Below are 2,892 nucleotides of genomic sequence, written 5' to 3'. Positions count from 1 at the left end.
GCACGCGTTGCTCGAGAGTCCGACTCCACTCAGCGAGCTGTTTCGCCTGCTCCTGCACCGTATCGTGCAGCGCCTTGATGCGCAGCATGGACTTGACTCTGGCCACCAGCGCCGTCTGGTCCACGGGCTTGGTCAGGTATTCGTCGGCGCCCGCGTCCAGGCCGGCGACCACGTCCTTGGTATCCGCTTTGGCAGTGACCATGATGATCGGCATGAAGGAGAGGGAGGTATCCCCCTTGAGATGCTGGCAGACCTCGATGCCGTCCATCTTGGGCATCATGATATCCAGCAAGATCAGGTCAGGTTTAATAGCGTGATATTGCGCCAATGCAGCTTCGCCGTCTTCCGCTTCGGTACAGTGATAGCCTTCGGCTTCCAGCAGGTCTTTCAGGCCCAGGCGAATATTCATATCGTCTTCGGCGATCAGGACATTCATTGCGTGTCTCCAGATGGGTGCTTTGAGGCAGACGAGTCGATGTTCAGTGAGATCAGGAAACTCGCGCCTGTGGTGCTGGTTTCGAGTATCAGGTCGCCTCCGTGACTGCGCGCAAGTTCGCGGGCTAAACCCAACCCAATCCCCGTACCGGTTACACCATCAGTCAGCTGATTACTGCAGCGATAGAAGGGCGAAAATACCTGAGTGTGGTCCGCCTTGCTGATGCCGGGACCATTGTCACTTAACCGGATGCAGCTGACATGCCCATCCACCCAACTGGTGATGGCGATCTCGCCGCTATTGGCGGCGTATTTCTCGCAATTGCTCAGCAAGTTGTTAAGAATTTGTTCCAACGCGCCACAGTCAAAGTCCACTCGCGGATCGTCTTGTATGTCGTAGCGAACAGACAAGCCGCGCTGTGAGAGGACCGGTATAAAATTCTCAATGACAGTATTGATGCACTCTGAAATTAAACCGGGTGTTGGATTGATTTTATAAGTGCCGCGCCCAACGCGAGAAAAGCTCAGCACGTTATCAATCAGGCGGGACAGACGGAGGCTTTCATTGCTGATAACGCTGACGTAACGTTGCGCCCGGTCCGATTCGGGCTCGTCCGGCAGGTTATGTTCCAGCATCTCGGCATACATGCGCACGTTCGTTAGTGGTGTTTTAAGTTCGTGGGAGACCTGATTAACGAAATTCACCCGCTGCTGCGCCATGCGCATATCACGCTGATGTTCTCGGTATACCAGCCAGGCAATAAGGGAGAGGCCGAGCAGTGTTGTTAGTGTTAGTAATCCGATACCAATCCAGCTGCCGTCGGTGGCTGAAAGTTTTGGCGCTACATATTCCAGACGCCAGCTTCCGAGTGGATGACTCAGAGGCAATACTTTCTGGGGTTTAGCTATGGCATCACGGATGACGTCATCTAGCTGCCCCCACGCGTATATCTGTTCGCCACGGCTGTTGATCAAGCGAATCTCTGCGTTGCGTAATGGATCGTTACCCAACTCAGCCTGCTGGCTCGCGGGCAGTGCCGCGATCAAATCGGATGTGAGGCGTGCGCTGTTGAGAGCGAAGCCAATAACCACGTCTTGTGCGCTTCGACGCCAATAGATGTGTTGTAGCTCGGTATCGGCATACCATGCTATCCAGCCCGATGCGGTTATCGGGTCTTCCGGTGCCATGGCAGGGGGGCTGTTCTGTGTCGATGATTCGGATTCAGCAATAAACAGATCCGATGCGACTTCATCGCTGGCGACACGTCCATCATAAACGACGGAGCTGCTGGAGCGTGCTGTAATTTCAAGTGGTTGTTGCCGTTTCTGGGCGGGAATCGGTTCACTTCGTAAATACTGTGCGGGTGCGTTTTGAGTGGCGCTGATCACCGGTTCAACACGAATATCCTCAGGTGTATCTACAAAAAGGGCGGGGTTGTTGAGCAGGTTTTCCGTTTTACGCAGGAAACGCTGTTCGCTCTGCGTGAGGTCACCGGAGGGTGATGGGTATTCGCGTTCACCGGAGGGGTTCAGCACAAAAATATGCGAGATCTGCGGGCTACGTGCAATAAGTGTATTAAGCGTGGGTGTGCTGTAAGCACCGTTGTTGTCTTGAATAAGTGTGTCGAGTTCTGCATCCAGTGCTGTTTGCAGGCGAGAGAAGTGATCGATTAGTTGTTGGTCAACATCGGAGAGCTGGGCTTCAATCAGTGAACCAAGTTGCAGTGTTACCAGCTGTTGCTGGTTGTGTTGCAGGCGAACACCGAACCATGCCAGCAGCACAACAGGCACGATAATCAGGCAAGCTAGCAGGATCGGTGTTTTGGTGTTCAAAATAATCTCTGTCCCTGATGGTGGTTAGATCAGTAGCTCTGTTGTGTGGCGCGTTTGTACTGACGTTCTTTCAGCTCTTTACGTTTTTTGTTCCAGTCCTGATCGTTTTCTAACTCTTCAGCATCCTGTAGTGCTTCGGCTTTCTGTTCAAGCAGTTTAGGTGATGACAGACTCTGGCCTAGCGTATCAAGATAGGTCGCGTTGCTCTCAAGGACAGATCGTGCACCTTCGATATCCCCCTGGTCACGTAGTTGGATCGCTTTGCGGCTTTCCTCATTTGCGACCTGTTCTGCAGCCGCTTCGTAGGTTTTAACATCTACCGCTTCCTTAATCTGCTTGTCAGATCGGCTGAAACTTGCAAGAACCCGATTTCGCAGGGATTGAGCTTGTTGGCTGTACAGGTTGGTATAGCTTACATCGATCTCGGCGACTTCCAGATTGTTGGCCACGCTATGGGCAGGGACCTCAACTTCCAAAATAATAAATTTTTCCTGTTCACTATAGAGCTGATTCATGCGCGTTGTGATGCGATTACCCCGTATCTCTGCCTCTCGACCCAGAATACGCAGGGGCTTGATGCCGTTTTTGCAGTGAATATTGATATTCACGCCTTGCGCGACAACG

At 52.6% G+C, this 2,892-nt stretch carries 2 protein-coding genes and 1 pseudogene; all 3 read right to left on the bottom strand.

All coding sequences use genetic code 11. The features are described from left to right. Positions 1 to 436, bottom strand: a 436-nt coding sequence (locus ABYW01_RS18255; protein ID WP_372835599.1) for a response regulator transcription factor, incomplete at its 3' end; no start/stop codon positions are given. After that, the gene (locus tag ABYW01_RS18250; RefSeq protein ID WP_372835596.1) at positions 433 to 2,268 is read right to left on the bottom strand and encodes a sensor histidine kinase; all 1,836 of its coding nucleotides are present in this window, start codon (positions 2,266 to 2,268) and stop codon (positions 433 to 435) included. The genes ABYW01_RS18255 and ABYW01_RS18250, both read right to left, overlap by 4 nt. A gap of 29 nt (positions 2,269 to 2,297) precedes the next feature. Then, positions 2,298 to 2,892, bottom strand: a pseudogene (locus ABYW01_RS18245) (hypothetical protein); the annotation flags it as partial.

It is taken from the genome of Pontibacterium sp., from assembly GCF_041587635.1.
Taxonomy (GTDB): Bacteria; Pseudomonadota; Gammaproteobacteria; order Pseudomonadales; family Balneatricaceae; genus Pontibacterium.
This window is presented reverse-complemented; position numbering and strand designations above follow the sequence as displayed.